General features: G+C 61.9%; 22 protein-coding genes. 10 read left to right on the plus strand and 12 right to left on the minus strand.

Annotated features, from left to right (window positions below):
- The first annotated feature begins 3 nt into the window (after positions 1–3).
- Complete coding sequence (locus RR_RS22430) at positions 4–180, plus strand: hypothetical protein (protein WP_004957739.1); 177 nt, start codon at positions 4–6, stop codon at positions 178–180.
- Positions 181–216: 36 nt separating this feature from the next.
- On the opposite strand, the gene RR_RS11750 is transcribed toward RR_RS22430, so the two are convergent.
- Positions 217–987: a DUF1405 domain-containing protein gene (locus RR_RS11750; RefSeq protein ID WP_004957742.1), complete on the minus strand. Its 771-nt coding sequence runs from the start codon at positions 985–987 to the stop codon at positions 217–219.
- Positions 988–1,153: 166 nt separating this feature from the next.
- Here RR_RS11750 and pdxS point away from each other — a divergent pair, with 166 nt between their 5' ends.
- Positions 1,154–2,062 carry a pyridoxal 5'-phosphate synthase lyase subunit PdxS gene (gene pdxS, locus RR_RS11755; RefSeq protein WP_004957745.1) on the plus strand — a complete coding sequence of 303 codons (909 nt, stop codon included), beginning with the start codon at positions 1,154–1,156 and terminating at the stop codon, positions 2,060–2,062.
- A 95-nt stretch (positions 2,063–2,157) separates the two neighbouring features.
- Entirely contained in the window at positions 2,158–3,381 is a 1,224-nt protein-coding gene (locus RR_RS11760) for a mechanosensitive ion channel family protein (protein WP_007188865.1), read from the plus strand.
- A 1-nt stretch (position 3,382) separates the two neighbouring features.
- Here RR_RS11760 and RR_RS11765 read toward each other — a convergent pair whose 3' ends face one another.
- Positions 3,383–3,691: a hypothetical protein gene (locus RR_RS11765; protein ID WP_049938919.1), complete on the minus strand. Its 309-nt coding sequence runs from the start codon at positions 3,689–3,691 to the stop codon at positions 3,383–3,385.
- Between the two features lie 213 nt (positions 3,692–3,904).
- Here RR_RS11765 and RR_RS11770 point away from each other — a divergent pair, with 213 nt between their 5' ends.
- Positions 3,905–4,486: a DUF2150 family protein gene (locus RR_RS11770; protein ID WP_007188863.1), complete on the plus strand. Its 582-nt coding sequence runs from the start codon at positions 3,905–3,907 to the stop codon at positions 4,484–4,486.
- A 46-nt stretch (positions 4,487–4,532) separates the two neighbouring features.
- Entirely contained in the window at positions 4,533–6,527 is a 1,995-nt protein-coding gene (locus tag RR_RS11775) for a PKD domain-containing protein (protein ID WP_011223811.1), read from the plus strand.
- Positions 6,528–6,546: 19 nt separating this feature from the next.
- Here the strand turns inward: RR_RS11775 and RR_RS11780 are convergent, their stop codons facing one another.
- The gene (locus RR_RS11780) at positions 6,547–7,269 is read right to left on the minus strand and encodes a CAP domain-containing protein (protein WP_232508575.1); all 723 of its coding nucleotides are present in this window, start codon (positions 7,267–7,269) and stop codon (positions 6,547–6,549) included.
- 208 nt (positions 7,270–7,477) lie between these two features.
- Between RR_RS11780 and RR_RS11785 the strand changes: the two genes are divergently transcribed.
- Positions 7,478–8,161 (plus strand): hypothetical protein, encoded by a 684-nt coding sequence (locus tag RR_RS11785; protein ID WP_011223813.1) that lies wholly within the window; start codon positions 7,478–7,480, stop codon positions 8,159–8,161.
- Positions 8,162–8,259: 98 nt separating this feature from the next.
- Positions 8,260–9,597: a hydroxymethylglutaryl-CoA synthase gene (gene hmgB / locus RR_RS11790; protein WP_007188858.1), complete on the plus strand. Its 1,338-nt coding sequence runs from the start codon at positions 8,260–8,262 to the stop codon at positions 9,595–9,597.
- Between the two features lie 498 nt (positions 9,598–10,095).
- Here the strand turns inward: hmgB and RR_RS11795 are convergent, their stop codons facing one another.
- Complete coding sequence (locus RR_RS11795) at positions 10,096–10,803, minus strand: helix-turn-helix domain-containing protein (RefSeq protein ID WP_004957768.1); 708 nt, start codon at positions 10,801–10,803, stop codon at positions 10,096–10,098.
- A 52-nt stretch (positions 10,804–10,855) separates the two neighbouring features.
- Positions 10,856–11,404, minus strand: coding sequence for a type IV pilin (locus tag RR_RS11800; protein ID WP_079890989.1), 549 nt, complete (start codon positions 11,402–11,404; stop codon positions 10,856–10,858).
- Between the two features lie 98 nt (positions 11,405–11,502).
- Here RR_RS11800 and RR_RS11805 point away from each other — a divergent pair, with 98 nt between their 5' ends.
- The gene (locus RR_RS11805) at positions 11,503–13,029 is read left to right on the plus strand and encodes a replication factor C large subunit (protein ID WP_011223815.1); all 1,527 of its coding nucleotides are present in this window, start codon (positions 11,503–11,505) and stop codon (positions 13,027–13,029) included.
- Here the strand turns inward: RR_RS11805 and RR_RS11810 are convergent, their stop codons facing one another.
- The 5 genes from RR_RS11810 to RR_RS11830 are packed head-to-tail and all read right to left on the minus strand — an operon-like array spanning position 13,030 to position 16,796.
- Complete coding sequence (locus RR_RS11810) at positions 13,030–14,010, minus strand: amino acid ABC transporter permease (RefSeq protein WP_011223816.1); 981 nt, start codon at positions 14,008–14,010, stop codon at positions 13,030–13,032.
- A 3-nt stretch (positions 14,011–14,013) separates the two neighbouring features.
- Positions 14,014–14,766: an amino acid ABC transporter ATP-binding protein gene (locus RR_RS11815; protein ID WP_007188855.1), complete on the minus strand. Its 753-nt coding sequence runs from the start codon at positions 14,764–14,766 to the stop codon at positions 14,014–14,016.
- On the minus strand, positions 14,763–15,443 hold the full coding sequence (locus RR_RS11820) for an amino acid ABC transporter permease (protein ID WP_011223817.1): 681 nt from the start codon (positions 15,441–15,443) through the stop codon (positions 14,763–14,765). The genes RR_RS11815 and RR_RS11820 overlap by 4 nt, the downstream gene beginning before the upstream one ends.
- Before the next feature lie 3 nt (positions 15,444–15,446).
- On the minus strand, positions 15,447–16,247 hold the full coding sequence (locus RR_RS11825) for a basic amino acid ABC transporter substrate-binding protein (protein ID WP_004957786.1): 801 nt from the start codon (positions 16,245–16,247) through the stop codon (positions 15,447–15,449).
- 60 nt (positions 16,248–16,307) lie between these two features.
- Positions 16,308–16,796, minus strand: a complete 489-nt coding sequence (locus RR_RS11830) for a COX15/CtaA family protein (RefSeq protein WP_004957792.1) — start codon at positions 16,794–16,796, stop codon at positions 16,308–16,310.
- A gap of 128 nt (positions 16,797–16,924) precedes the next feature.
- Here RR_RS11830 and RR_RS11835 point away from each other — a divergent pair, with 128 nt between their 5' ends.
- Entirely contained in the window at positions 16,925–18,838 is a 1,914-nt protein-coding gene (locus RR_RS11835) for a methyl-accepting chemotaxis protein (RefSeq protein ID WP_011223818.1), read from the plus strand.
- A gap of 171 nt (positions 18,839–19,009) precedes the next feature.
- A complete protein-coding gene (locus RR_RS11840) occupies positions 19,010–21,262 on the plus strand; it encodes an NADP-dependent malic enzyme (protein WP_011223819.1) in 2,253 nt (750 codons plus the stop codon).
- A 108-nt stretch (positions 21,263–21,370) separates the two neighbouring features.
- Here the strand turns inward: RR_RS11840 and RR_RS11845 are convergent, their stop codons facing one another.
- Positions 21,371–21,631, minus strand: coding sequence for a hypothetical protein (locus RR_RS11845; protein ID WP_007188851.1), 261 nt, complete (start codon positions 21,629–21,631; stop codon positions 21,371–21,373).
- Positions 21,632–21,964: 333 nt separating this feature from the next.
- The gene (locus RR_RS11850; protein ID WP_004957803.1) at positions 21,965–22,627 is read right to left on the minus strand and encodes a hypothetical protein; all 663 of its coding nucleotides are present in this window, start codon (positions 22,625–22,627) and stop codon (positions 21,965–21,967) included.
- Positions 22,628–22,894: the final 267 nt, after the last annotated feature.

Here is a 22,894-nt window from a genome sequence, read left to right on the forward strand (position 1 = left end):
ACCATGCGAACAGAGGAGACGATTCGGGACCGAATCGAGGCGCTGCAGGACGAGTACGACAAGCACGACCCGCCGTCGACCGAGCTAGAAGACGAGGCCGAGGTCGCCATCCTGCGCGCTATCGAGGAACTGGAGTGGGTCCTCGACGAGCGCGAGGCAGAGGACGGATTTACGACCTGAGACGCCACCAGAACCGCAAGCAAAGGACAGCGCCGGTCAGGCTTGCCGTTTCACTTTCTCTACACGCGTCGCCAGTGCGAGAAACGTCGCTATGAGCGTCAACACGACCGCCCAACCCGCCGCGAGGTCGTGGGCGAGCACCGTGTGGTCGAACCCGCCGGCAGCGACAATCGGCTCGGCCCGGAGCCAGGTGTGGTGGGGACCATCCAGAATCGGGACGAAGTAATCGACCACGTCGTTGAAGCCGTACCAGAACACCGCAACGGCAACGGACATGACCGAAAAGCTCGCATAGCGGTGAATGAGAAATGCCTCGGCGGCCATCGCCAGATGGCTCAGAATCAGGAACCAGTAGAGCCACAGCGGAATCCCGCCGGGGCCGTTGAGAGCGAGCTGGACGTACGGCGTCCACAGGCCGAGCTTGATGCAGCCGAAGAAGCCGAGCATGTGGAGCCACTGCGTGTCCCAGTCGAGCCGCCAGGCCACCAGTGAAAGTCCGATGAACATCGTTGCCACGGGCGAGTCCGGAATCAGCGGGTACGCGGCGAGTGGGGCCGCGCCCAGCTGACCCTCAACGAGCGGCGGCGCTGTGTTCAGCGGCCGGCCGGCGTAGTACCAGAAGCCAAACAGCGTGCCGACCAGATTGACGAGCGCGATCGGCCAGGCAAGTCTGAGCCCGACGTTCTCCAACCACGCCGGTAACGGCGCAACGTACTGCGGAAGCCCTTCGGCGTCGGGGAGCCGCCGGCTGAACACCCGCGCGACAACCGCGTCGATGCGCCCGCCGACACCCTCGTCCGGAGCCATGTCGATGCAGTGGGGAGACGCGATGAAAACGGTAGTGGTCTCAGCCCCGTCCTCTGGAGAATATCGCTGCCGCTGGCCCGATATCGGGTCTCCCTCGGGCGGGTCAAACGGTGTTCTGTCCTGCAAAAGGACACGCGTTAAGTAAATCCAGTCCTAAGTCTGGGTAATGACTGAAGAGACCGACCTCGAGGACCTCCGTCGCGGGACTGACCTCGTCAAGCGCGGCTTCGCGAAGATGCAGAAAGGCGGCGTCATCATGGATGTCGTCAACCGTGAGCAAGCCCGAATCGCCGAGGACGCCGGCGCGGTCGCCGTGATGCACCTGGAGTCGGTCCCGGCCGACATCCGCAAGCGGGGCGGTGTCGCCCGGATGGCTGACCCCAGCAAACTCGAAGAGATCATCGAGGAAGTGTCGATTCCGGTGATGGGCAAGGCCCGTATCGGCCACACTGCCGAGGCCCAGATTCTGGAAGCCGCTGGCGCGGATATGGTCGACGAGTCAGAAGTGCTGACGCAGGCCGACGACCGCTACCACATCGACAAGCGCGAGTTCACCGCGCCGTTCGTCTGCGGGGCGCGGAACCTCGCCGAGGCGCTGCGCCGTATCGACGAGGGCGCAGCGATGATTCGCACGAAGGGCGAGGCGGGCACTGGTGACGTGAACCAAGCCGTCACGCACCAGCGGAACATCCAGCGCTCCATCGGCAAGCTCGAAGGGATGGCCTACGAGGAGCGCGACGAATGGGCCCGCGAACACGGTGCGCCTCGGCGGCTCGTCCACGAGACGGCGGACCGCGGCCGGCTGCCGGTCGTCAACTTTGCGGCCGGCGGCATCGCGACGCCTGCCGACGCCGCACTGATGATGCAACACGGCTGTGACGGCATCTTCGTCGGCTCGGGCATCTTCGGGGCGGAGAACCCACAGGCGATGGGCGAGTCCGTCGTCGCGGCGGTCAACAACTACGACGACCCCGAACAGCTCAAGGAGATCGCGAAGAACCCCGGCAAGGGGATGAAAGGCCAGGCGAACGCGGACCTGGACGAAGAAGAGCAGCTGCAGGGTCGCGGCGTCTAACGGGAACCGCGACCAGTCAGTTTTCGGCGTCGCTATCACCGCTTTTACAGACGAACGCTCAAAGACGAAGACACAAGTTCCTACGGCGGCGATAGGTGGCTGTGCAGGGGACGGCCACGCCGACGCCAGCGGCCAACGACACCGGTGAAGGCCTTTTGGAGCTCTTTACCGTGTTACAGCGGTCGCTGGACCAGTTGGTCGCGACACAGGGGCGACTCGTCGCGACGCTCATCCTTCTCGTCGTCCTCCTTCTCAGCGTCGTCATCGTTCCAGCAGCCCTCTCCCGGCTTCGGTCTGTCACGTCGGACCGAGCCGGCGACTGGCTGCAGGTCATGGCCGACTACACGCCGACGACCATCCGAGGCGTGTTTCTCCGGATCGCCCAGTTCTCGATGGTCGTTCTCGTTGTCGTCTCGTTTCTCATCGTCTGGGGCGTTCTCGATATCGTCCAGACAGTCGGGCCGTACCTCGACGGGAGCGATCAGTCAGTGCTGGCGACGATACAGACGATCGTTCTCGTCATGCTGGCCTTTGTCCTGTCCGACCAGATGCAGCGGTGGATCGGCCGGTTCAGCCAAGCTGTTACCGGCTTCACCGAACACCAGGAGGAGATCCTTCTCCGACTGGGGCAGGTCACTGTGTTCGTCACCATCGGTGCGACGATCTTCGCCGTCTGGGGCATCGACCTCAGTGGCTTGCTCGTCGGGGCCGGGTTCCTCGGTATCGTTGTCGGTCTGGCTGCCAGACAGACGCTCGGCTCGCTCATCGCCGGTTTCGTCCTGATGTTCTCTCGCCCGTTCACTATCGGCGACTGGGTGCTCATTGGCGAGCAGGAGGGCATCGTAACGGACATCACTGTTTTCAATACGCGGCTGGAGAACTTCGATGGCGAGTTCGTCATCATTCCGAACGACCGCGTGAGCGACCGCGCAGTGACAAACCGCAGCCGAAAGGGGCTGTTGCGCCTCACAGTCGATATCGGTGTGGACTACGACACCGACGTTGACCGGGCGATGGACCTCGCCCGCGAAGCGATGACAGACATCGAGCACGTCGTCGATTCACCGACGCCGGATGTCGTTCCGAAGGACTTCGGGGACTCCGCTGTGGTGATGGAACTCCGGTTCTGGATCGATCACCCGACGCCACCGCGGAAGTGGCGCGCCATCTCGGCGGTCGTCCGGGGTGTGAAAGCCACTTTCGACGAAGAAGACATCGCGATCCCGTTCCCACAGCGGACCCTCTCGAACCGCGTGGACGCGGCGGACGAAAAGTCGCTGGAAGGCGGCGTGGAGATGCGTCCGGACGGCGACGGCTGACCTACAGGTCGAGGCCGTCGAGAAGGAGCCCCAGGCCGAGAATCCAGCATCCCAGTGCGGTCCCGAGCGTGCTGACGTAGAACAGCCAGGACAGTCCCTGCTCTGTTGTCAGCAGTCCGCTCATCGCGGCGGCTGCGGCATCAGTCGCGGCCGGGAGCGACCCGGCCATGAGAACCATACCGGCGAATGTGCCAACGGCGACCGGCAGCGTCGCGGCGACAAGCGCCAGACCGACACGCTTGGCCAGCGTGGCGACTGCAGCCGGGTCGAGCGGGCCGACGTAGGTCGGAACTGGCCGTCGCTGTGACATGCCAATACATAACATGAGAGACTGACATAAAAGTCCGTTCCTCGACGGGGACCGTGATATGTGCTCGGAGTGCACAGACGATCCAAGAAACCCACAGAAAAGCTGTTTCAAGCGTTAAAATAGTGGCTCGCTGTTTCGTCCTGGTGGTAGGGACTCCACGACAGAGCGGCCGCCGGTCGAAACTACTATCCCCAACGGCACGAACGGACTGGTATGAGCACTCCGCCGGGGGAGTATTACACCGAAGAACGCTGGCAGAACTGGCTAGACCGCATCGAGGAAGAAGACGTCGACCCTGAAGATGAGGATTCAGCGCGGCTCCTGTTGAACCTTCAGGACGACGCTGCGATCGCGGTCGCGAAGATTCTCACCGATTACGAGGACGGACCGCTCGACGAAGAGGCGACGCTCGACGAGCTTACCGGCGTCCGAGAGATCGTTCTCGACGACATCGACATCGACGACGAGGAGACCGTGATGCTGATCGACGGCGTCCAGACATCGCTGCTGTGCGTGTTCTATGCGGCCGAGGAGTTCGTCGCAGAAGGCGCTGCGGACGATGCGACCATCACGGACTACATCGAAGCCGCCGCGGACGCGGAAGCCGAAGAGGACCTCGACGCGGCACTGGGCTACTGTGTGCAGGCCGGCACGCAGATCATTGGCGGGTCGGAGCTCCCGATGGAGGTCGCTGAGGACCTCGAATACGGACTCGTCTCCGAGTGGGTCAACGGACTTGACAGTCTCCAGACCGCAATGAGCGACCCGGAAGTCGTCGAAGAAGACGAGAGTTGATAATTCGGCAGTCAGGTTTTTATCGCCGTCTCTGCAACTCATCGCCATGACTTTCATGGGCGATGAGCGTGCGCAGTCAGTACAGGTCGGGGCTGTACTGCTGTTCGGCGTGCTGATCATCGCCTTCTCCTCGTATCAGGCGTTTGCTGTCCCGGAGCAAAATCAGGAGGTGGAGTTCAATCACAATCAGCAGGTCCAGACGCAGTTGCAGGACCTGCGAAACGCCATCGTCTCCGTGCCGGGGCAGCCGAGCCGGCAGGCCGTCTCGGTCCAGTTGGGGACGCGATACCCGAGTCGGCTAGTGGCAACGAATCCCGGGCCACCGTCAGGGTTGCTGTACACAGATGGGACCAGCAACGAGTCCCAAAACCTCACGATTCGCAACGCCGAGGCACGCACCCCCGAAACGGCAGATTACTGGGACGGAACCACACCGCGGCACTACAACACGGGGGCCATCGCCTACAAGCCGGAATACAACGTCTACGGGGAGGCTCCGGAGACTGTCTACGAGCACTCGGTCGTCTACAACCAGTTCCGCGAGGGGAACATCACGCTCTCGGAACAGACGATGGTCGACGGGCGGGACATCACGCTCGTCACACTCAACGGGTCGATGAGCCGCTCGACGAGCGATTCGGTCACGGTCGACGTAGAGCCAAAGTCCCAGTCCTCCCGGACGGTCCGCGTAACAAATACGACGGCGACATCGAACGTCTCGGTCTCGTTTCTCTCCCGCCTCCCAGAGGAGGAGTGGAGAGTGATTCTCGAAGACGAAATCGACCCGAATCCAGGCGACAAAGGCAATGAACAGTACGTCGCAAGCGTCACCGGGGCCGAGGGACCGGGCTCGCTCTATAACATCACTATCGTTTTCGAACGAGACACCACGTATCGCCTGAAGATGGCGAAAGCGGGCGTCGGATCGGGCGACACCGACGAAAGTGAAGCGTACCTCACGACCGTCGGCAGCGAGGAGATTACTGTCGCGAGGGGTAACAGCAAGGAGATCGTGCTGGAGGTCCGGGACGCGTATAACAACCCCGTAAGCGATGTCGAAGTGAACGGCTCAGTCGATGGGAGTAACGCGGGGTCGCTTACCACAGACACAGAGTCATCCGACAGCGACGGTCGCGTCAGGTTCGTCTACGAGACAAGCCAGTCGACGGCAACTGGAACAGCTACCGTCCAGTTCAGCCTCGACGAGATCAATGGTTCGTTCGACGGCGAGTCTCCTGAAGACGTCTCAGTGCCGGTGACGGTGACGGAAGCGAACCCAGGATCTGGGGGCGGGTCCGGAAACAGCGGTCTCATCTACAACGATGACGCCTTTGCTCTTGACAGCGACGGGAGCATCGATGGGGGCGTACAGTTTACGGTCACCAATGAACTAGGCGAGACGATCACGATAACCACAGTCGCAATCGACCCCGTTGACGACCAGATTGACTACCTCAGCGATAACACTGCTGGATTCCTCGAAAGGTCTCCACAAGAAACTGAATTGTATATCGAAGCAGACAGCAACGGCTATACCGATCTCGGTACCGGGGCCAGCATTCCGCGAATCATAGATGTAGATGGTGATAGCAGCTACTTTAGTGGCTCAAACCCAATACTGGCAGACTCGTCGACCGCTACGTTCCATCTGTTTGAGTTCGGAGACGGAAACAACGAGAAAAACATGAACGGCGAGAGCGTCACGATAACCGTGACCTACGAACTGTCGAGCGGCGGCACCGGTTCAAAGATGTTTACCATCATTCCGGGCGGGGCAAACACGAACGAGCAACCGAACGCCGACTTCACGATAGATAGTTCCGGAGGCAGTGGTAATCTAAAATTCGACGCCAACCCGTCCAGTGACCCACAGGGAGACATTGTGACCTACGAGTGGGACTTCGATGGAGACGGTATCTTCGAGACTGAAACAAATAAAGAGAAAATTAATACTAAGAGTGTGTCGTCTGATACGACGGTCGCACTCCGCGTCGTTGACTCGGAAGGGAATGCCGACACTGTCCGCAAAGAGGTTCCGTAACGGCCGTTCTCACCGCCCCTCAGCAGAGATTCACGGTAATGTAGACAACACCGTCGGCAGTCGCCGCGCCGACGCCGATGTGGTTCGCGTTCGCCACGTACAGCGTGTCACGAGGGCCGGAGAGGTCGAACCAGTGGTCGGCGACGGCGTTGGCCGTCCGGGTCGCGTTCGCCCCGTTCGGGTCGATACTCGTGACCAGTTCGAGGTCGGTCACCGGGCGGATATACGCATTGCCTTTGTGGCGGAGGCGACACTGCTCGGACAGTCCGGCGGCCGCATACCGGTCTGTCGTGTCTGACCCGTTCGCAATCGGGGAGGCCAACCCCTGTGCAGCCATTCGCTCACTGTGGTTGCCGGCCATGGCTGACAGCGTCTGGCCGGTTTTGCTCTCATCCGAGAGGGAGCCGTCAACGGCGTCGTTAGCAATCGGGTTGCCACGCCGATCGTTGATTGCCGCTATGAGCCGGTTTTCGAGGCGGTCTGTATCGATGGGCGTCTGTGTATCTGCTGATGTGGTCTGTGCCGCATCCGGCGTTGAAGTGGGCTCTTCGGACTGCGTCATGGCGCTTGCAGCCCCGACACGACTCGGCGTCGCCGACGGCGAACTGCTCGTCTGGGGAGTCGCTGCCGGCGGCGCGTCCGTGGACTCCGTCGGCGCTGATTGGGTCGCGTCTGGACCAAGCGTCCCCTCGACCGCTATTCCTGTGAGTCCCGAGACACTGAGTGCCGCCAGAACTACCAAACCAAATGTGATGACCGATCTGTTCATATGATACGTTCCTGTACCGTTCCGAGAAATGATATCTGCAATACAGTTATCTCGGAACCGGCTCGAACGGCGTAGATTCGGCTCTCTCTCCACAAATATGTTTGGACAGTATCGACGCTCCGATTACCAGCGGCGAAAACCCGCCCGTAAACATCTTTACTGTGGGTGAGTGTCCTGAGGTATGGGTGACCTGTCGCGGCGCGGCTTCGGGGCCTCGGTGCTCGCCGCGCTCTCCGCTGGCTGTCTTGGGAGTCGACCTGATCAAGAGTCCGAGACGACGCCCGTCCCGGAGCCGGCAGCGTCACAGCAGACTGTTACAACTGATCGCGTCGGGACTGCTTCGACGCCAGCGGCGAATAGTGCTGCTCCGGCAAACACGTCAACAGCACAGCGCGCCGAGGCGTCGCAGACGAACAACTCTACGGAAACGTCGGCACGTCTCCAGGTCGAAACCGAGACGCCGACGCCGACACCCGAACCGAACCACCGGTCTGTCGATACGTCGTTCCGGCTGGAGGAAAACGAATACCAGGACTACACGGTCGAAGCGACTGACCAGACAACGCTCACCTACGACCTCATCGTTCGGCGTGGCCCGGCCGTGGATGTCATTCTGTTCACCGAAGAAGAATATCGGGCGTTCCAGAGCCGCTACCGGGCCCGATACGCCGGTGAGGTGTCGCGGTTCCACGAGACGAACATCCGCGAGAACCGGCTTACCATCGGGCAGGGAACGTATCGGCTCGTGGTCAACAACACCGACTGGGGGCGTGCCGTTCCGTCACCGGATGAGCCGTACGACGTTCTCGAAGGCGAATGCATCGTCGATTTCGCTTTCAGCACGGAACCAGCAACCAGCGGATAACTGTCTCACAGCAGGTTCGCGTCCTATCGGCGCAATACTAGTCAACCGTCGAAATACCAGTCGACAAGCCCATATACATCCACGCTGACGTTAGACTCATGACTGCAGTCGGTATCGACGCCATGGAGATCTGGACCGGAAAGCTCAAACTCGACCTCGCTGAGACGTTCGCGCCGGCTCAGGGGGACGATCCGGGGAAGTATACGAAGGGGCTCGGCCTGCGTGCATCATCGTTCCCAGATGTGTACGAGGATATTGTCACAATGGGGGCGAACGCGGCCCATCGTCTGATGGAGCGCAAGGGGCTGACGCCCGAGGATATCGGCCGTATCGATGTGGCGACCGAGAGCGCCTTCGACAACTCGAAGCCCGTTTCGACGTACATCGCAGGCTGTCTCGAACAGGTGTACGACGAAAACTTCCACCACGCCAACAAGGGCGAACGGAAGTTCGCCTGTATCTCCGGGACACAGAGCCTCGACGACGCCTACAACTGGATCCGCGCCGGACGGAACCGCGGTCGGGCCGCGCTCGTCATCGCAACTGACACTGCACTGTATGCCCGCGACGACCCCGGCGAGGCCACACAGGGGGCCGGCGCGGTGGCGATGCTCGTCGACGAAGACCCCAATCTGGTCGAACTCTCGACCGAGCAGGGGTACGGGAGCGCCGACGAAACTGACTTCCTTAAACCAAATCAGCAGTTCCCGTCCGTCGACGGAAAGCGCTCGGTGAACGTCTACCTCGCCCGTATGCGCGAGGCGCTGGAGGACTTCGCTGAGGTAGCCGGCGACATCCACCCGGGCGACTACGAGATGATTCCCTTCCATACGCCGTTCCCGGGGATGGTCCGGAAGGCCGCAGCGCTTGGCTACCGACACATCGTTCGCGGCACAGACGTCGGCGACCTGCTCGCCGAGGAAATCGGCCACCAGCCCATGCGTTCGGACTTCGAGACCGACGACGAGTTCCACGCGGCGATCAAGGAGTACACGGACGCACTCACCGAAACCGAGCGCTATCAGGACTGGTACGCCAATACCATCGAGCCGACGCTCGAAATTTCCCGGGAGGTCGGGAACTGGTACACCGGTTCTGTCCACATCGCCCGTGCCTCTGGGCTGAAACACGCCCGCGAGAGCGGACTGGATCTGGACGAGGCGAAATTGTTAGTTGCCTCCTACGGGTCCGGCGCACAGGCGGAAGTCCACGCTGAAACCGTTGTCCCCGGCTGGGAGGAGGAGATCGGCGCGCTTGATATCGACGAGCAGATCCAGAACCGCCACGAGCTCACCTTTGCGGAGTACGAACAGGTCCACGACGTCCACAATCACGATACCGAGGCAGATGTCGAGGAGTTCACCGCGCCCGAAAAGGAATTCGCCTTCGACGGCTGGGGCCGGATGGGTGAGCGGAAATATCGGTACGTGGAGTAAGCGAGGGGCGCAGGAAGCGCGGCCCTCGAATCGGAGCGGCGAGAGGGGCCGTGGAGACTAGCGAGGGGCACGACCGTAGGGAATAATAAAAAGCGCGCTGTCAGGTGTCGTGAATACGCAGAGTCCTATTGATGCCGTGGTGAACAGTATCTGGCAGCCTACCATCGGGTATCGTTGTTGAGGCGGCTAATGATGCTATCGAGAGAAACAGAGAGAGTCCCGCCACTGTCGTAGTAATGAAGCGCAAGCATCGTACCGACAAACGAGGCAGCAACAACAAATCCGAAACTGGCGAGCGCCAATACGAGAAGGAAGCCAAATTGCACCATGCACAGACTTGACTCCCCCGATATCAAAGTAGTACCCATTGACAATTTCACAGCCCTACAGAGTAATTGTCACGCTGCGTGGTGAACAAAGAGATCGCATTCACGACAACAGTCGTTTTCCAGAATGTGTGTCGACAGGCGCGAACCAGCACGGCCAGAGCCGACGCGCTCAGGGAAGCTCTCGCAGGCCGCCCAGCAGGTCTTCCAGTTCGATATCAGTGATTGCAAGCGAAAAGTCATCAATGCGGGCGAGGTCCTGTGCGTGCTCCCAGACAGCCTCGTCCTCAAGTCCGTGGAGGATAACCGCGTTGGGCGTCGGCGAGACGACCCGGAGCGCGACCAGCGGGGACTCGCCGCGGGTCACGTTCGTGAACACGAGCGCGCGGTTCGTCGACTGGCCGTACAGCTGGTAGAACTCGTCCGAGGAGAGGCGCGTGATGGCGGCGATGGAGTTGATAACGGTGTGGCCGGCGACGGTGTCTTGACTGCCCCGGAACAGTTCTTCAGCGTCGATGGCGTCGTAGACGCGCTCGACGCCCACATTCGCGGAGTATTCACGGAGGTCGTGGACCACGTCGCTGTCGAACCCGGCCGAGAGCACGCGGGCGTGCTGGCGGATGTGGTCACCGCCGCGGTTCTCGTCGATATCAAGCAGTGCGACGACGAGTCGCCGGACCACGCCGATACCGGGGTTGTCACGCCGGCCGCTCTCGTAGTCCGAGACCACGGACGGGGATACGTCGAGTTCGTCGGCGAGTTCGGTCTGTGCAACGTCGAAGTCAGTGCGCCACTTCCGCAGGGTCGCCCCTGGGTCGTCGCTCAGTGCCACCTCACCCGCCATTTTTTCCGCGAGGTCATCGCGTGCGCCCCCTGCCATTAGTTCACACGCTGGAGGGTCGCGAATAAAAGGGTATCGGAACCACGGGCGCTTACCGGCGGGCGGTCAGTTCAACCGTAGCAAGGACACCGTTTGTGGGGACGTGAACGACGCGTACCTCGATGGTGTCGCCCGGTCCGACAGTCCCGCCACCGGCGTTCAACTGGAACGTGATGGCCCGGCCCGCTGACCACCGCTGACCGCCATTGGCGATGACACCGCCGACACAGTAGTCGTAGATGAGGTTGTCCGGGTCGTCAATGTTGCTCGCTGCCAGCGCCGTCCCGGAGACTGGCAGGTCGACGATGCGAGCGTCGCTGTCGGGGAGTGCAACAGCGACTTCCAGTTCGTCGGCCGGAACCGGATCACCGCCGGCGTGTCGAATCGACACCGTGTTGAGGCCGCATCCACCCGATGGGCCAGTCACGAAATCTCCTGTCGAGCGGGCGACGGTGGGCGTCCGCTGGTTCAGGTCGCTGCTTGCAGTGAGCACAACGCCGCCGACTGTCCCGGCCAGAAGGACAGTAATTGAGAGCATGAGGACCACGCCGATGACGGGGCTGACGCCACGAGGGTCACAATGGAGATCTCGTCCGGCCACTGGTGGAACACACTGCCCGTTGCTTCCGATAAAAACCTCAGCAGTAGACCGGTACTGCTCCGCAATCACTAAACGCCGGTCGCGCCAACCACAATCAAATGGATTGGACGGAGAAGTACCGCCCGACGACGCTGTCGGAGGTGCGGGGCAACGACAAGGCCCGCGACGCACTCAAAAAGTGGGCGGAGACGTGGGACGACCACCGCGAGGCGGTCATCCTCTATGGGTCCCCGGGCATCGGGAAGACCTCGGCCGCCCACGCGCTGGCAAACGACATGGAGTGGCCGACCATCGAACTCAACGCCAGCGACTCCCGGACCAAGGACGTAATCAATCGGGTGGCCGGCGAAGCCGCCAAATCCGGGACGCTGACCGCTGGCGGTGGTGGCCGTCGCCTCGTCATCATGGACGAGGCGGACAACATCCACGGCAACGCCGACCGCGGGGGCGCACGAGCGATAACGGCCCTCGTGAAGGAGGCCAGCCAGCCGATGATTCTCATCGCCAACGAGTACTACGAGATGTCAAACGGCCTGCGGAACAACTGCCAGGACATCGAGTTCCGGGATGTCTCGCCCCGCTCTATCGTCCCCGTCCTGCGTGACCTCTGTCGCCAGGAAGGCGTCGAGTACGAGTCCGACGCGCTACAGGAACTCGCCGAGCAAAACAGCGGCGGCCTGCGGGGCGCGGTCAAGGACCTCCAGGCCATCGCCGAGACGACGGAGCGCCTGACCGCCGACGACGTGGTGACCGGCGAGCGGGATACGACAGAGGGCATCTTCGAGTACCTCGACGTGGTGCTCAAGGAGGCCGGCGCGCAGGACGCGCTTGAGGCCAGCTACGACGTGGACGAGACGCCGGACGACCTCATCAACTGGATCGAGGACAATATGCCCAAGGACTACGAGGGGACCGAACTGGTCCGTGCCTACGAGTTCCTCTCGAACGCTGACCAGTGGCTCGGCCGCGTGCGCGAGACGCAGAACTACTCCTTCTGGCGGTACGCTGGCGACAACATGACCGCTGGCGTCGCTGCGGCCCGAGACGGAACGAAGGGTGGCTGGACCCGCTACGGCCCGCCGAGCTACTGGTCGAAACTCGGCCGGTCGAAAGGGACCCGGAACACACGAGACTACGTCGCCCAGCAGATAGCCGCTATCGACGGCGTGTCGATGCGGACCGCCCGCCGGGAGATCATGCCGTTCCTCGCAACGATGACGCACCACTGCCGAAACCGGGAGCTAACGGTGGCAATGGCAGCGACCTACGATATGGAGGCCGAGCACGTTTCTTTTGTCACCGGGTCGGGCAAGGACACGAACAAGGTACAGGACATCGTCGCCGACGCAGAGGCACTCAAGGAGGAAGCCGCCGTCGAACACTCCGGCGGGGTTTTCGAGGGTGCGAGTGCCAACGGCGGCGACGGGGACAGCGATGCAGATGGCGATGCTCCAGATACCGATGCTGGCGAGGAGAGCGGTGACCAGCAGGTGACCCTTGCGGCGGACGATGGCGCTGAATCCGACGCCACCAGTGACGGCACCACTACCGACGACGAGACGGAAACAGCGAGCGAAGCCGCCGAAGACGACGACCAGCAGTCCGGTCTTTCTGACTTTATGTAGTCATCGGCTGGTCGTGCCGAGACCGGGAATCGCGACCCGGTCTTCGACGTATTCCATCACCAGTGACGCCGAGATAACAAGCGCAAGGTACAGCAGGCCGGCGAGGACGAACAGTTCCGTGTACCGGTAGGTCTCGCTAGCGATCGCGTCGGTTCGCTCGAACAGTTCGCGGACGGTGATGAAACTCGCCAGCGACGAGTACTTGATGAGGTACACCAGCTCGTTCGACCAGCCCGGAATCGCGTAGCGCAGGCCCTGCGGCAGGACCACGTGCCGTATCCCATCGACTTTCGAGAGCCCAATTGAACGGGCGGCGGTGAGTTGCCCTTCCGGGACGGAGTTCAGCGCTGACCGAATGTACTCCGACTGGTAGGCGGCGCTGTTAAGCGTGAACGCGATGACGGCCACCCAGAACGCCTGTGCGGGAATGAATCCAGCCCCGACCGTGGGCAGTTCACGGATAATCGTCGTCAGCGGCGTCGCGAAGTAGAGGACGAATAACTGGGCGAGCAGCGGCGTCCCGCGGAACAGTTCGGTGTATCCCAGTGCAAGCGAGCGGGTGAGCGTCCCGCCGTACACCCGAGCCACACTGAGTGGGACGGCGATAAAGAACCCGAGCGCGATACCCAGCAGCGTCAGCAGTATGGTCGCCCACACGCCGGTCGCCAGTGGCGGCAGGTACGGAATCGACGCCGCCAGGAACTCGAAGAAGCCGGCGACCCAGCCGACGGGGACCCCGACCGGACCGAGACTCGCCGCGAGACCGCCAATCGTTGACGCGGCCGCCTCGAACGGTGCCGTCGGGAAAAACGACGTGTTGCGCTCGATGAGCGCGCCGTCTAGCAGGAAGTCGTTCGTCCAGCGCACGACGAGCCACGTCCAGAAGGCCCCGACAGTCAGCAGCGTCAGCGGCTGGTCGGTCAGCCCGGCGGCACGGGCACGGAGCGTTCGTCCGGCAGTCGTGGACTCCGGCGTCCCCATCGGTCACTCCTCCTCGTGGGCCGTCTCGAGGCGGCTGAGGAATTCCCCGGTCCGGGCCGCCTGAGGGTTCTCGAACAGCTGTTCCGGCGGGCCGTGTTCGACGATACGCCCATCGTCGAGGAAAATGATGTCCGATGCCGCCGACCGCGCGAACCCCATCTCGTGGCTGACGACGAGCATCGTGATTCCTTCGGCGGCGAGGTCGCGCATCACCTCGACGACTTCGCCGACGAGTTCGGGGTCGAGCGCGCTGGTCGGCTCGTCGAACAGCAGGAGCTTCGGGTCCATGGCGAGCGCGCGAGCGATGCCGACCCGCTGTTTCTGGCCGCCAGAGAGTTCGGCGGGGTAGGAGTCAGCCTGGTCCAGAAGCCCGACCTGTTCGAGGTGTTCGTACCCTTTCTCCTGTGCCGCAGCTTTGTCCATGCCACGGACTTTCCGCAGGCCGAGCGTGATGTTTCCGAGTGCCGTGAGATGGGCAAAGAGGTTGAAATCCTGGAACACCATCCCGACCTGTTTTCGGAGTTCGTTCACGTCGGTGTCGGCGTCGGTAACACAGTCGCCGTCGAGGTAGATATCGCCGCCGTTGATCTCGGTGAGGCGGTTCACACAGCGCAGCATCGTTGACTTGCCGCTCCCGCTGGGGCCGATAACCACGTCCACGTCCCCGGCGTCCATCTCGAAACTGACGCCGGAGAGCACCTGCTCTTCACCGTATGACTTGTACACGTCGTCGAGTTCCAGCAGCGGGTCGCTCATGCACGCTCACCGCCGGGGATGCTGAAGTGGTCGTCGACGTAGTCAAGCGAACGGTTCGTCACGAACGTGAGAACGAAGTAGATGAGGCTCACAGTCAGGAAAATCTCAAGCGCAGCGGTGCTCTGACCGCCCTGGTAGAGGTTCTGGCCGATGGTCAGCAGTTCGCCGAGGCCGATGACGATGGCGATACTCGTGTCTTTCAGGACGATCGTGAACTCGTTCTGGAAGCCGGGCACGCTTCGGCGGAGCGCCTGCGGGACAACGACGCTGCGGATCGCCTGAAGCCGGCCCATACCGACGGCACGAGCGGCTTCCAGTTGTCCCTCGTCGACGCTCTGGAGCGCGCCACGGAATATCTGTGACTGATAGGCGGCGCTCCGGAGGCCGAGCGCGATAGTCGCCGTCACGAAGGCGCTACTCGACACCGAGAGGCCGAAGAACAGCAGGATGATGATGACGAGCAGCGGCGTCCCGCGGAGGACGACGCCGGCCGTCTCGACGGCGCGTTTGAGCGGGCCGCGCCCGTAGACCTCAACGGCTCCCGCCGGAAACCCGAGCAGAAAGCCAAGCAGGATGCTCGTCGCTGTCAGGGCGACCGTGACACCCGTGCCGACGAGTAGCAGGTCGAGGTTCCCGATGACGAACGCCCAGTCACTCTGCAACGGGAGGGGTGGCATCGGTTACTGCTGGCCGAACCACTTGTTCGTCAGGTCCTGGTAGGTGCTGCCATCCCTGACGGTGGACAGGCCGTCGTTGAGTGCCTGCGTAAACTCGTCGTCGCCATCGCGGACGCCAAAGCCGAAGTTCTCGCCCGTCTCGTAGGTGAAGGCGATGGTGACCGGGCGCTGGGCGGCGAATGTCTGTGCGACCGGCTCGTCGATGACGACGGCGTCGATGTTGCCGTTCTGGAGGTCCTCGACAGCCAGCACGTAGTTGCCATAGGAGTTGTAGTTCGACTCATCAAGGTTCCCCGGCGAGATGAGTTCGTCCTGTACCGTCGTCTCGCCAGTTGTCCCCTTCTGTGCGCCGATAGGGCGTCCGGAGAGGTCCGACAGAGACGCCGGCGAGAAGTCGCCGTCCTCGCGGACGACAATCGCCTGATTCGAGCTGTAGTACGGGTCAGTGAAGTCGATGGTCTCGTCGCGCTCGTCGTTGATCGTCATCCCTGCGGCGACTACGTCGATGTTCTCGTTCGTCAGCGCCGGAATCAGGGACTTGAACTCGAACTCTTCCCAGCCGGCCAGGGTGTAGTCGGTCTCGTCGATGACCGCTTCGAGCAGGTCGATGTCGAATCCGACGAGTTCGCCGTCCTGCTTCATCTCGAACGGGGGGAACCCCGGTGCAGTTCCGGCAGTGATTTCGGTACTGCCGTCGCCGCCGTTACCGCCACCGCCGCCGAAACAGCCGGCAAGTGAGACGGTTACTGCGGTTCCACCGACCGTGGAGAGATACTGGCGTCGTGAAAGGCCGTCGTCTGACATAGTCCTCACCACACGACAGACCGGAATATATCTTACGTGTTAACCACGTGGTACTCGTATTCAATCGTCAGCGCGTGCTGTGTGCTGGGTATCGGCCGATTGCACCGACGGCGACTCCGCCGTATCGGTGTAGGCCCACGCCGTCGCCGCGACCATCGCGCCGAAGATGAGCTGTGCAGCACCGTGGTGGAGCACCTGCGCCGTGGCACCGAAGTTGAAGATGGTGTTTGCGCCGAGGAGAATCTGCATCGGAAGCACGACCGTGGCGACGCCTGTTGCGAGCTTGATCCGCCGGCTGTACTCACCACGCCATGCGGCGACCGTCGAACCGAGAATGCCGAAACCGGTAACCATTGCGACTAAACGGTGGAACCACTCGACGAAACTCGCCCAGTTTGCGGGGAACAGCCCCATCCAGCCGTCACAGAACGGCCAGCGTGCCTCACAGGTCAGCCCGGCACCAATAGCGCCTGTGTACACGCCGAGCAGGATGAGTGCGAACGTCAGCACCGTCGTCGTCGCCACCAGTCGGCGGAAACGGGTGGTCATATCTAGCACTTCGGTTGCACGTACTTATGCTCTCTTTTCCCGCTCTACCCACGAGTGCAATTATCTTTGCTGATACTCCCGGAGTCATCTTTATCTACAGGTGTGTTGGAATGGAACATAGCTAGCTTATGTTCGAACAGATCCGCACCTACATCTACGGCCAGGGGTCCCGTTCTTCGGACGCTACGGCCCGGCGGGCGGATGGGGGATTCGTCGCGAGTGACGGACGGACTCGCTTTTTGACCGACGCCATTGACCCAGACTCGCCACATCTCGACGATTGCTTTGAGGACCCAGATAAGGCCGCTATTGGGACCCAGCACGTCGAGCGGCAGTTCGAACTCGGCCCTGACGAACTTCAGGCGCTGATCGGCGACTACGAAGCCGCCGGGATCAGCCAACACGAGTTCGTCGCAACACAGAGCTTTGTTACCGAATCACTCGTCGAAGGTGCGTTCGACCAGCTCCGGGACGAACTCGGCCCGGACGCACAGGCCGCTATCGACGCTGTCGAGGCGGAGCTTCACGACGGGCTGCAAACGACGCAGTCTGTCTCTCAGGCTGGCGTCAGCGCATTCACCGATTCTACGGCAGATAGCAACTCCAGCGGTGGATTCGATTATCACGACATACTGCAGCATATTGGAACGCCGCTCTTTGTTCTGGATCCGGACGGCGATATCCTCAGCTGGAACAGTTCGATCGAAAACCTCACGGGCGTCTCCGAGGCCGAAGCAAAGGAGATGGAGATGGCGAGCATGGCGTTCTATCCGGACGGCCGGCGCGGACAGACGCTCGCTGACAAGGTTCTCGACGCCCCTGAGACGACCCACACAGAGTACGATGTGCCGAAAGTCGAGGACGAGGACTTCACACTGTATCGCGACACGAGCGTGATGGCCGACCAGCACGGGAACGAACGCCACATCTCGTTCAGCGCTGCCCCGATTTACGATGACGACGGCGAACTCATCGCGGTTGTCGAAATGGTTCAGGACCGAACTGACGAGGCCAACCGTCACGAGGCCGTGACGAGCCTGGTTGATGAGGTTAAATCGACTATGGCTGCACTCAAGAACGGGCGCCTCGATGCCCGGGCGTCGTTCGACCGGACCGACGTTGGCCAGTACGTTGATGACCAGCTGTACGAGGTCGTCGGTTCGCTCAACGATATGGCCGAACAGGTCGAGCAGTTGGCAGATCAGGTGGACGAGCAGGCACAGCAACTCGCAGTCACTATCGAGCAAGCGAATTCGTCCGCAGAGGATGTCGAGACCCGGGTCACCGAGCAGACGGACTCCCTCACAGAGGCGGCCGACAACATCCAAGAAATCGGGGCCGGGATGGAGGAGGTCGCCGCGACGTCTAGCGAAGTGGCGTCGGCGGCCCAGCGCGCGAAGGCGGCCGCAGAAGATGGGTCAGACGCCGGTGAAGCAGTTATGGACGTTACCGACGGGCTCGCCGAGACGAGCGAAGACCTCGTGGACACCGTCACTGACCTTGACGACCAGATGGACGAGGTGAGCGAGATCGTTGAGATAATCGCTGACGTGGCGGAGCAGACGAATATGCTCGCGCTGAACGCCAACATCGAGGCGGCCAGAGCCGGCGAAAGCGGGAGCGGGTTCGCTGTCGTGGCCGACGAGGTGAAGACACTCGCTAACGAGACAAGCGAGTACGCCTCCGAGATCTCGACGAGCATCACTACGATTCAGGATCAGGCGACCGAGACGGCCGAGATGGTCGAAACCTCCCACGAACAGGTCGAGCACGCGGAGTCCGAGATTGCAGACGCGCTGGATGCGCTGGACGAGATTTCCGACGCCGTCGAGGAAGCGACACGGGGCATCCAGGAGGTCGCCGACGCCAACGACGACCAGGCGAGCGCTATCGAGAACGTGACTTCGATGGTCGAGGACGCACAGAACCACGCCCAAGAGGCTGAAACGGCAACGAAGGAAATTGTCAAGGCCACCGACCGACAGGAAGACGCGGTCACCGAACTGACCGACCGGGTCGGCGAACTCACCAACACGAACTGAGGTCCGCGGCCGGTCCATCAGGCGGGTCCCCGGCGGCGGCTGTTTTCCAATTGATGGGACACGACCGGGGCAAAAACCGCTGCAACAAGCCGACATTCGACAACCGTCGTTGTACCGCTCGTCCGTTGACGGTAAACTTGTCTTTTTTACAGTAGGGTTCGACATCCGGATATGGGACTTGACGAGGATGCACTGGAGTACCACCGGAGCAAGCCGCCGGGGAAGATAGAGATTGCGACAACGAAGCCGACAAACACACAGCGGGACCTTTCGCTGGCGTACTCGCCCGGCGTGGCCGCGCCGTGTGAGGAGATCGACAAAGACCCTGAGAAGGCCTTCGAGTACACCGCGAAAGGGAATCTCGTGGGCGTCGTCTCCGACGGGTCCGCCGTGCTCGGCCTCGGCGACATCGGTCCGGAAGCCGGGAAGCCGGTCATGGAAGGAAAAGGCGTGCTGTTCAAGCGGTTCGCCGACATCGACGTGTTCGACGTGGAACTGGACACGGACAACGCCGAGGCAATGATACAGACAGTGGAGGCGATGGAGCCGACCTTCGGCGGTATCAACCTCGAAGATATCGCCGCTCCGGAGTGTTTCGAGGTCGAGCGCCGACTCAGCGAGAAACTCGATATCCCGGTGTTCCACGATGACCAACACGGGACCGCAATAATCTCCGGTGCGGCGCTCGTCAACGCGGCCGACATCGCCGACAAGGAGCTGGATGAACTGGAGGTTGTCTTTTCCGGGGCCGGGGCCTCAGCTATCGCCTCGGCGAAGTTCTACGTCTCCCTTGGCGTCTCGAAGGACAACATCACGATGTGTGACTCCTCGGGCATTATCACCGAGGAACGAGCCAACCACGAGGAACTCAACCGATTCAAACAGGAGTTCGCCCGAGACATCCCGGAGGGTGGCCTCGCCGACGCGATGGACGGGGCGGACGTGTTCGTCGGCCTTTCAGTCGGCGGCATCGTCGACCAGGAGATGGTGCGGTCGATGGCCAGCGACCCCATCATCTTCGCGATGGCGAACCCGGACCCCGAAATCGCATACGAGGACGCCAAGGCCGCCCGCGACGACACGGTGATTATGGCGACCGGCCGTTCGGACTATCCGAATCAGGTCAACAACGTCCTCGGGTTCCCGTTCATCTTCCGTGGTGCGCTCGACGTGCGGGCGACCGAAATCAACGAAGAGATGAAAGTGGCAGCGGCCCGCGCACTGGCCGACCTCGCAAGGCAGGACGTGCCCGACGAGGTCGTCAAGGCCTACGGCGACCAGCCGCTGCAGTTCGGCCCCAACTACATCATTCCGAAACCGCTAGACCCGCGGGTCCTGTTCGAGGTGACGCCTGCAGTCGCCGAAGCCGCCATCGAGAGCGGCGCGGCACGGACGGAACTCGACACGGCGGCCTACGTCGAAGAACTCGAAGCGCGGCTGGGCAAGTCTCGCGAGATGATGCGTGTCGTGCTCAACAAGGCCAAGAGCGACCCCCAGCGGGTCGTCCTCGCCGAGGGCCACGACGAGAAGATGATCCGCGCGGCCTACCAGCTGGTTGAACAGGGCATCGCCGAGCCAATACTCATCGGCGACGCCGACCAAATCGAGTCCACGCGTCGGAAGTTCGGGCTGGAATTCGACCCCGTCGTCGTCGATCCCGAGACAGCCGACGTGGCCGACTACGCCGACCGGTTGTACGAACTCCGCCAGCGGAAAGGCGTCACACGCCGCGAGGCCGACGAACTCATTCGGGACGGGAACTATCTCGGCAGCGTGATGGTCGAAATGGGCGATGCCGACGCGATGCTGACCGGCCTGACCCATCACTACCCTTCGGCCCTGCGCCCGCCGCTGCAGGTCATCGGGACGGCCGACGACGCCGACTACGCGGCCGGCGTGTACATGCTGACGTTCAAGAACCGCGTCATCTTCTGTGCGGACACCACGGTTAATCAGGACCCCGACACGGATGTGCTGGAGGAGGTTACCCGGCACACCGGGGAACTGGCCCGTCGGTTCAACGTCGAACCGCGAGCGGCGATGCTGTCGTACTCGAACTTCGGCAGCGTCGACAACCTCGGGACGAAGAAGATCCGCCGGGCGGTTTCGCGCCTGCAGGACGACGACCGTGTGGACTTCCCCGTCGACGGCGAGATGCAGGCCGACACCGCTGTCGTTGAGGATATCCTGCAAGATACCTACGAGTTCTCCGAACTCGATGACCCCGCGAACGTCCTCGTGTTCCCCAACCTCGAAGCCGGGAACATCGGCTACAAACTCCTCCAGCGACTGGGCGGCGCTGAGGCCATCGGACCGATGCTCGTTGGCATGGACAAGCCGGTCCACGTCCTCCAGCGCGGCGACGAGGTCAAAGACATCGTGAACCTTGCGGGCGTCGCCGTCGTCGACGCACAGCAAGAGTAACCGATATAGCTGTCTTTTTTACGCGTTTACTGCGGAACGCGGAGAGCGCGCTTCGCACTGAAACCAGTTCGAAAAACCAGCGTTCAGGCCCCTCGCCGGAACGCGATGTCACGTACCGTCTCGCCGTCGACCACGAGTCGGTGGGTGGATAAAGAGCGCATCGATGACCGCCACAGCGCCGACGAGTGCGCCGCCAGCGATTGCCGCCTGAAGTGAGAGGCCCAGAACAACCGCGGCGGCGAGTGTGAAGATGAACACCGCGGGGATGACGGCGAGTACGAGGTCGTGCCGCGTCGGCGACTGATGCGGCAACAGTTGCTCGGCGTACTGTCCGCTGAAACCGTCCGGTCCGTCAGTTCTGGTACTCAACGTAGCTCACCTCCCACTGTATACTATCCTATTTCTAATACATAAAATTTGGTCTGTGTGACGTTGCCCAAACGTACGTGATAATAGGTGCAACTATTTTCATAACTTATGGAGATTATTACCTGTGAAAGACAACTGACGGAGAGCCTTGTAGCCCCCGGCTACAGGTATTTCTATCTGTATTCAAGTATTCTCTCAGAACCGCAGTCGTATGTGATATTTCAAGCACGATAGCCGTATACTGAGCAAGGCGTTACAACAGCTACGTGCCACTGCTGACAGCGATGTGAAAGAATACGATGTCGCCGGTCGCCGATTGCTGGACGGGTTCCGTCAGTCCGACGCCCCGCCACGCTCTGCGCGTGACGGCGGTGGAACGCGTTCGTTTACGGTCGGCGCGTCAGGGAGAACGCACCGGTCCGGCTCGCCGTTGACGTGTGCGTACTGGTCAGGGGCGTTTGCCAGTGGGTGAGCGGGGTTGCGGTCGCCGGAGATCCGCGCGGCACGGACCTCGCCGAACCCATTGATGCGTGCCTGAATCCCGCGCCAGTGCAGCCCTGTCGCCGCCGGAACCGACACAGAGTGTGGCGGGTCGTAGGCGGAGCCGTGCGAGGCAAGGACCTCCGCGTTCACGTTCTCAGCGAGCTGGTCGTGGTCGATGAGTAAGCCGACGCGGGCGTTGGGCGGCGCCCGTCTCGCAAGCACGTCGAGTCCCAGATGGAGCGCCCGATACTCCGCGACGTTGTTGTCGGGGCAGGTGTCTGGGACTGAGAGCCTGACAACGCGCTCACCGTCGAGCGTTTCGACGACGACACCCAGCCCGCCTGTCGGGCTATCCGACTCGCTGCCGGGTGATGTCGTGCCGTTGTGGGGTCTGAACGACCCGTCTGTGGCGATGTAGAAGTCTCGATGGTGACTCCGCGGCGGATGCGCGATGTGCGGCGTCGGTGATTCATCGAACAGGTCTCGAAGTGACGGCCGGCCGTAAGCGGCCATAGTTTCTATTGGGTAAGCAGGGTTTTAAATATATTCCCTCGACGGGGGTGTCGCTCCGGTACAGCGGTTTGAACGGTCTACTGGGCAGCCTACCGCTCATTTCAGACCCACCCCACACCGAACCTGTTAGCAGGTGAGAAAGAGTTATATCGGTGTAGGACAATGTTACCAATACACATGACTCCAACGAAAATTCGTGAACGACTCGAAGAGTCAGAGGACCGGGTCGACACAGAGCTGTTCGTCAGCGCGTTAGAGTACGTCCGG

Origin of the sequence: Haloarcula marismortui ATCC 43049 (assembly GCF_000011085.1) — an archaeon.
Lineage (GTDB): Archaea > Halobacteriota > Halobacteria > Halobacteriales > Haloarculaceae > Haloarcula > Haloarcula marismortui.

Bases quoted from the DNA above. Each gene is read 5' to 3' on its own strand.
- RR_RS22430 (WP_004957739.1), top strand. From the start codon at position 4: ATGCGAACAGAGGAGACGATTCGGGACCGAATCGAGGCGCTGCAGGAC.
- RR_RS11750 (WP_004957742.1), bottom strand. From the start codon at position 987: ATGGCTCCGGACGAGGGTGTCGGCGGGCGCATCGACGCGGTTGTCGCG.
- pdxS (WP_004957745.1), top strand. From the start codon at position 1,154: ATGACTGAAGAGACCGACCTCGAGGACCTCCGTCGCGGGACTGACCTC.
- RR_RS11765 (WP_049938919.1), bottom strand. From the start codon at position 3,691: ATGTCACAGCGACGGCCAGTTCCGACCTACGTCGGCCCGCTCGACCCG.
- RR_RS11770 (WP_007188863.1), top strand. From the start codon at position 3,905: ATGAGCACTCCGCCGGGGGAGTATTACACCGAAGAACGCTGGCAGAAC.
- RR_RS11775 (WP_011223811.1), top strand. From the start codon at position 4,533: ATGACTTTCATGGGCGATGAGCGTGCGCAGTCAGTACAGGTCGGGGCT.
- RR_RS11785 (WP_011223813.1), top strand. From the start codon at position 7,478: ATGGGTGACCTGTCGCGGCGCGGCTTCGGGGCCTCGGTGCTCGCCGCG.
- hmgB (WP_007188858.1), top strand. From the start codon at position 8,260: ATGACTGCAGTCGGTATCGACGCCATGGAGATCTGGACCGGAAAGCTC.
- RR_RS11795 (WP_004957768.1), bottom strand. From the start codon at position 10,803: ATGGCAGGGGGCGCACGCGATGACCTCGCGGAAAAAATGGCGGGTGAG.
- RR_RS11805 (WP_011223815.1), top strand. From the start codon at position 11,503: ATGGATTGGACGGAGAAGTACCGCCCGACGACGCTGTCGGAGGTGCGG.
- RR_RS11810 (WP_011223816.1), bottom strand. From the start codon at position 14,010: ATGGGGACGCCGGAGTCCACGACTGCCGGACGAACGCTCCGTGCCCGT.
- RR_RS11815 (WP_007188855.1), bottom strand. From the start codon at position 14,766: ATGAGCGACCCGCTGCTGGAACTCGACGACGTGTACAAGTCATACGGT.
- RR_RS11820 (WP_011223817.1), bottom strand. From the start codon at position 15,443: ATGCCACCCCTCCCGTTGCAGAGTGACTGGGCGTTCGTCATCGGGAAC.
- RR_RS11825 (WP_004957786.1), bottom strand. From the start codon at position 16,247: ATGTCAGACGACGGCCTTTCACGACGCCAGTATCTCTCCACGGTCGGT.
- RR_RS11830 (WP_004957792.1), bottom strand. From the start codon at position 16,796: ATGACCACCCGTTTCCGCCGACTGGTGGCGACGACGACGGTGCTGACG.
- RR_RS11835 (WP_011223818.1), top strand. From the start codon at position 16,925: ATGTTCGAACAGATCCGCACCTACATCTACGGCCAGGGGTCCCGTTCT.
- RR_RS11840 (WP_011223819.1), top strand. From the start codon at position 19,010: ATGGGACTTGACGAGGATGCACTGGAGTACCACCGGAGCAAGCCGCCG.
- RR_RS11850 (WP_004957803.1), bottom strand. From the start codon at position 22,627: ATGGCCGCTTACGGCCGGCCGTCACTTCGAGACCTGTTCGATGAATCA.